Annotated in this window: 5 protein-coding genes; 3 read left to right on the top strand and 2 right to left on the bottom strand. The window is 71.8% G+C overall.

Annotated elements, in window-relative coordinates; translation table 11 throughout:
• The first annotated feature begins 106 nt into the window (after window positions 1–106).
• A complete protein-coding gene (locus tag ACWGJB_RS24400; protein WP_453382233.1) occupies window positions 107–997 on the top strand; it encodes an SDR family oxidoreductase in 891 nt (296 codons plus the stop codon).
• Window positions 998–1,207: 210 nt separating this feature from the next.
• Window positions 1,208–2,173: a nucleoside hydrolase gene (locus ACWGJB_RS24395; RefSeq protein WP_453382232.1), complete on the top strand. Its 966-nt coding sequence runs from the start codon at window positions 1,208–1,210 to the stop codon at window positions 2,171–2,173.
• Window positions 2,174–2,497: 324 nt separating this feature from the next.
• Here ACWGJB_RS24395 and ACWGJB_RS24390 read toward each other — a convergent pair whose 3' ends face one another.
• Entirely contained in the window at window positions 2,498–3,436 is a 939-nt protein-coding gene (locus ACWGJB_RS24390) for an LAETG motif-containing sortase-dependent surface protein (RefSeq protein ID WP_453382231.1), read from the bottom strand.
• Between the two features lie 181 nt (window positions 3,437–3,617).
• Between ACWGJB_RS24390 and ACWGJB_RS24385 the strand changes: the two genes are divergently transcribed.
• Entirely contained in the window at window positions 3,618–5,369 is a 1,752-nt protein-coding gene (locus ACWGJB_RS24385; RefSeq protein WP_453382230.1) for a glycoside hydrolase family 13 protein, read from the top strand.
• Here ACWGJB_RS24385 and ACWGJB_RS24380 read toward each other — a convergent pair.
• Window positions 5,366–6,184 carry a DUF4142 domain-containing protein gene (locus ACWGJB_RS24380; protein WP_453382229.1) on the bottom strand — a complete coding sequence of 273 codons (819 nt, stop codon included), beginning with the start codon at window positions 6,182–6,184 and terminating at the stop codon, window positions 5,366–5,368. The genes ACWGJB_RS24385 and ACWGJB_RS24380 overlap by 4 nt on opposite strands.
• Window positions 6,185–6,316 lie beyond the last annotated feature (132 nt).

Here is a 6,316-nt window from a genome sequence, read left to right as displayed (position 1 = left end):
CCTCTCTGCTCTCACTTATGTTGTGTTGTGGCTGGCTCCACATGCCGCGGCGGGGTGCCCCTCCCCCACACAAAAACACCTTCTTCTCGTTCTCGGGAGAGCTGTCATGCGTGTCTTCGTCACCGGCGCCAGCGGTCACATCGCCTCCGCCGTCATCCCCGAACTGCTCCGGGCCGGGCACGAGGTCGTCGGCCTCGCCCGCTCCGACGACTCCGCCGCGGCCGTCACCGCGCTGGGCGCCGAGGTCCGCCGCGGTGACCTCGCGGACCTGGACGGACTGCGGGCGGCCGCGCGGGACGCCGACGCCGTCGTCCATCTCGCCTTCGACCACGCGGCCATGGCCGCCGGGGACATGGCCGGTGCCGCGGCCACCGACCTGGCGGTGACCCGGGCGTTCGGCGAGGCACTCGCAGGTACCGGCAAAACCCTCTTCGGGATCGGCATGGGGCGGGGTGACGGCAACGAGCACATCGAGAAGACGGTCAACGCGAATCCCCGGTCCGTCACCCGGGAGTTGCTCGGTGAGCTGGCCGGACAGGGGGTGCGCACGGTGGTCGTCGGGATTCCGCCGGTCGTGCACAGTACGCGGGACCGGGGCGGGTTCCTGCCGATACTGATCGGGATCGCGCGGGCCACGGGGGTCTCCGGCTATGCCGGGGACGGCGGGAACCGGTGGTCCGGCGTCCACACGCTGGATCTCGCCCGGCTGTACCGGCTGGCACTGGAGAAGGCGCCGGCGGGAGCGGAGTTGCATGCGGTGGCCGACGAGGGGGTCACGGTGCGGGAGATCGCCGAGGTGATCGGGGGGCGGCTGGGGGTGCCGGTGGAGCGGGTGCCGGAGGAGCGGGTCGCCGGGCACTTCGGGTTCTTCGGGGCGCTGATCTCGATGGATGTGCCGGTGAACGGTGCGCGGACGCGGGAGTCGCTGGGGTGGGAGCCGGTCGAGGTGGGGCTGATCGGGGACCTTGAGGAGGGGCACTACTTCAAGAGTGAATGACTGGGGGCTGGTAGGGGTGGGGCCGCGCGGCGTAGTGGGGGCTGGTCGCGCCCACGCGGCGGAGCCGCACATTGACACAGCCCCGCGCCCCTTGGGTCGGCTGTCGTGCCGCCGGTCGGGGAGTTCCCGGCGTCTCTTGGGTCGGCTGTCGTGCCGTTCGTTCGGGTGTTCTGGTCGGCGCATAGAGTCGGGGTGACGGAAGGAGCCCCCGTGCCCGCTCAGCCCATCCCCGTGATCATCGACTGCGATACCGGTGTCGATGACGCCCTCGCCCTGCTGTTCGCCGTACGGCACCCGGGGATCGATCTGCGGGCGGTGACCTGTGTGGCCGGGAACACCGACGTGGACGGGGTGGTCCGGAACACGCTGACCGTGCTGGAGCGGGCCGGGGCCGGGGACGTTCCCGTGGCGCGGGGGGCCGAGCGGCCGCTGATCGAGGCGGCCCGGTCGGCCAGACACGTGCACGGCACGGACGGCATGGGCGACCTGGGGATGCCCGCGCCCACCCGCCGAGCCGCCGACGTCGACGCCGTCACCCTGCTCCGCCGTGAGATCCTCGCCTCGCCCCGCCCGGTCACCCTCGTCCCGACTGCGCCGCTCACCAACATCGCCCTGCTGCTGCGCACCCACCCCGAGGTCACCCGCAACATCGAGCGGATCGTCTTCATGGGCGGCGCGGTCGCCACCGGGAACGCGACGCCGGTCGCCGAGTTCAACGTCTGGCACGACCCCGAGGCCGCCGCGATCCTGCTCACCGCCGGAGTGCCGATCACCATGTACGGCCTGGACGTCTTCCAGCGGGTCGTGGTGCCGGGCGCGGACGTGCGGAGGCTGCGCGCGAGTGCGGAACCCGGCGCCCGGCTCGCCGGTGACCTGCTCGCGCACCGGCCCGCCGCCCCGGACCCGGACGGCGACGACCCGTCCGGCGGCCTCGGCGACGCCGGCGCGGTCTGTGCCGTCGCCGACCCGGCCGGTCTGACCACCCGGCACCTCCCGGTCGAGGTCTCCCTGGTCCCGGGACCGACCCGCGGCCAGACCGTCGTCGACCGCCGCCCCCGCCCGGGCGAGGCCGAGATCCACGGCGGTGGCCGGGAACAGGCCATGGTGGACGTGGCACTCGACGTGGACGTGGCCCGGTACGTGAAGCTGTATCTGGAGACGGTCGTCACCGACTAGGCCGAAGGCAGCCGAAGGCCGAGGGCAGCCGGAGGCGGAAGGCCGCCGAGGGGCAAAGCCAACTGAAAACACCCTTGTCCGCATCCAATGGGACGGGTGACGCTCATGGCCCTGCATGACCACCCATGACCACCCCCGATGACCGACCACCATCGGAGACCCAACGAGCTGACCCGCTTCACCCCGGACGGCGGCCTCGACCTCCCCTACGACTGGGGTCCGGTCTGGCACATCAAGAACTGCTGAGCCCCGTCCGCACAGGTACGCCCCAGCCGCTCAAGACGGCTGGGGCGTACGTGCCTGCGGGGTCCGCGGGGCCTCGGGTCAGGCGCGGGTCGCCTTGCGGCGTCGCGTGACGACGACGATCGCGGCACCGCCGGCCAGCAGCACGGCCGCGCCGCCGGCGAGGATCGGGGTGGTGGAGCTGGCGCCGGTGTGGGCCAGGTCGCCGCCACCGCCGGAGTCGGTGCTCGGGGCCGGCGCGGGGGCGGTCGTCGACTCGGAGGCGGAGGCCGACGGGGTGGCCGTGCCGGTCGACTCGCTCGCCGAAGGCGACGGGAGCTGCGCGGGCGGCGGGGTGGTCTCCTCAGCCGGGGTCGACTCGGAGGCGGAGGCCGACGGGGACGGGGAGGAGGACTCGCCGGTCGCGCAGTCCTTCGTACCGCCGTTCCAGGACGCGATCAGCTTGTCCTTGATGACCGCGTGGTCCGGGCCGGCCGGCAGGTCGCCGTGCTCGAAGCCGTCGTTCGCGTCCTTCTCGCCGTCGAACTTGACCGCGCCCCGGTACAGGTCGATCTGCGCGAAGCAGCCGGCGTCCGGGACCGCGATGTCGAGGGAGTCGGTCTGGCCCTGCTTGACCGTCACCGAGTCGAAGTCGACGAAGATCTGCTCGCCCGAGGTGGCGAAGGTGGCGCCGTGGGCCAGGTAGGAGGCGAGCGAGGCGGTGCAGCTCGCGGCGTCGGCGGCGGCGCGCACCTTGATGTGGACCTTGCCGTCGTCGGTGACCTTCAGGTTCTGGTCGTCGACCTTCACCGAGTCGAAGAAGTTGGAGCCGTCGACCGAGAACTGGCACTTGTCGGTGCCGGTCTCCGTGCCGGCCCCGGTGCCGGGGCTGTAGTGGCCGCCGGACTTCCAGCCGTCACCGCCGGGGGTGCCGTGCGCGAAGGCGCCGGAGGCCCCGGCGATGGAGGCGGCACACAGGGCGAACGACGCGAGGCCCGTCCCCAGCAGGCGGTGCGCGGTGACATGTCTGGTTATGGACATGGATATCCCATCGTGGATCTCGCGAGGAGGGCAGCGGAGGCTGCGGAAAGCGAAGAGACACCAGGCTCATTGGTCGCATGCGCCACGGTGTGCGCCCATGGTCGTGTGACGTGCCGAAGACTGTCAACCTGCGTGGAAGCAAGAGGCGTTCGGGGCTCATCACAACTCCCACACACAGGGAATGATCCGCTCCGTGCGGTGTGAAGGTTCGCTTTCTCGGCATTATGGACAGACTTGTTCTCGGTTTCCCCCCGCTCGAATTCCGTCCCGCCCGAAAGGAACACGCGTGGTCGACCTTTCCTCCCGGAACCCCGACTGGTGGCGCCAGGCCGTGATCTACCAGGTGTATCCGCGCAGCTTCGCCGACGTGGACGGCGACGGGCTCGGTGACCTCCGGGGCGTCACCGAGCGGCTGTCCCATCTGGGCGCGCTCGGCGTGGACGCCCTGTGGCTCAGCCCGTTCTACCCGTCCGAACTCGCCGACGGCGGCTACGACGTCGCGGACTACCGGGACGTCGATCCGCGCCTGGGCACCCTGGACGACTTCGACGCGATGGTCGCCGAGGCGCACCGGCTGGGTCTGAAGGTGATCGTCGACATCGTCCCGAACCACACCTCGCATCTGCACCCCTGGTTCCAGGAGGCCCTGCTCGCGGGCCCCGGCTCGGCGGCCCGCGACCGCTACGTCTTCCGGCCCGGCCGCGGCGAGCACGGCGAACTCCCGCCCTCCGACTGGCAGTCGGTGTTCGGCGGCAGCGCCTGGCGCCGCGTCCCGGACGGCGATTGGTACCTGCACCTCTTCGCCCCCGAGCAGCCCGACCTGAACTGGGCGCACGACGAGGTCCGCGCCGACTTCCGCACCACCCTGCGCTTCTGGTCCGACCGGGGCGTCGACGGCTTCCGGATCGACGTGGCGCACGCCCTGGTGAAGGACCTCGCCGAGCCGCTCCGGGACGTGGCGGAGTTCGGCGCGACCGGCGAGCAGGCGCTGGAGCGGGTACCGCCCGGCACGCATCCCTACTGGGACCGCGACGAGGTGCACGAGATCTTCCGGGACTGGCGCAAGATCCTCGACGCCTACACCCCGCCCCGCACGGCCGTCGCCGAGGCCTGGGTGCCCGGCGCCCGCCGCGCCCTGTACGCCCGCCCGGACGAACTCGGCCAGGCCTTCAACTTCGAGTACCTCCAGACTCCTTGGGACGCCGAGGCGCTCCGTGAGGTCATCACCGGCTCCCTCGCCACCGCCCGCGCGGCCGGCGCATCCGCCACCTGGGTGCTCTCCAACCACGACGTCGTACGGCACGCCTCCCGGCTGATGCTGCCACCCGGCACCGACGAGAACGCCTGGCTGCTGTCCGGCGGCCGGGCGCCGGAGATCGATGCTCCGCATGGCCTCCGCCGGGCCCGCGCCGCCACCCTGCTGATGCTGGCGCTGCCCGGATCGTCGTACGTCTACCAGGGGGAGGAACTCGGTCTGCCCGAGGTCGCCGACCTGCCCGCGGCCGTCCTCCAGGACCCGGTCTGGGAACAGACGGGCCATGCCCGCAAGGGCCGCGACGGCTGCCGGGTGCCGCTGCCGTGGACGGCGAGCGGGCCGTCGCACGGCTTCGGGCCGGGCGGCGCCTGGCTGCCGCAGCCGGAGTGGTTCGCGTCGTACGCCGTCGAGGCGCAGGCCGGTACGGCGGGCTCCACGCTCGAGCTCTACCGCACCGCGCTGCGGCTGCGCCGCAAACTGATCGAGGGCGAGACGCTGACCTGGGCCGAGGCGCCCGACGGGGTGCTGCACTTCGCCCGGTCGGAGGGCTGGCGGTGCGTCACGAACGTGACGGACGCGCCGGTGCCGCTGCCGCCGGGCGAAGTGCTGCTGGCCAGCGTGCCGCTGCCGCTTGACGGCACGCTGCCGCCCGACACCACGGTGTGGCTGGGCGCCTAGCCGGCGGTGGGGTTGGGGGTCGGGGAGGCGCCGGCATTGCCATCGGCGTTGCCGGTGCCGACGCCGGCACCGCTGCCCGTGAAGCCGTTCTCGCCCGGCAGCGCCGGCGGGCTGGTCGTGCTGTTGACCGGCGGGGTGAGGACGACCTGCGGCTGGCCCCCGTCCGGGGGCGGCGGCGTCAGGTCGGTGGCGGGCAGCTTCGGTGGGGTTGTCTCCTGGAAGAGGACCGACGGGAAGTCGACCAGGCCGGTCTGCTCCATCACCGTGATGTGGTCGAGGACCGTGGCGTTGGCCTGGTCGGCCAGGATCCGCACCAGGGTGTTCCGGGTCGTGGAGCGGATCTTGGCGATCGTGTTGAAGATCGAACCGTGCGTGACCCGCAGGATGTTGGCGAAGTCCGTGTCGAACTTCTTGCCGCTGTCGGCGTTCAGGGTGTTGACGAACCCCTGCTGCTGCGGAGAGGGCAGGTTCGGGATGGTGATGTTGAGCATGGGCGCGATCTTGCGGCAGCTGGCGTCCAGCGCCGCGTGGCCGTCGATCAGGTGCTTGCTCGCGGTGATGACCGCCTGGCTCTGACCCTTCTTCAGGCCGATCTGGCCCACGGGGTACTCCCACAGCCCGGCCGCGCGCACCTTCACCACGAAGTCACGGTCGCCTTCGGTCAGCGGCCCCCACTGGGTGTTGGCGATGACGCGGGTCGTGTCACTGGACACGGTGTTCACGCCCAGCATGCTCGGGTAGGCGAGTGCCACGAGGGTCAGGCTCAGGGCTCCGCCCACGAAGAGCGTGCCCGTCGCGTTCCGCGAAAAGCGCACCGGTGCCTCCTGCCGGTCAGTGGTCCCGCGCAGGGGCGGGTCGGTCGACGGTGAATACGGATGGCGGAAGCGGCGGAAACCTTTTGGTTTGGCAAAGAACTTGTGAGGCCTTGTTCTGCCCGGGGCGCCGTC

The sequence above is a fragment of the Streptomyces sp. NPDC054813 genome (assembly GCF_053611365.1).
This window is presented reverse-complemented; position numbering and strand designations above follow the sequence as displayed.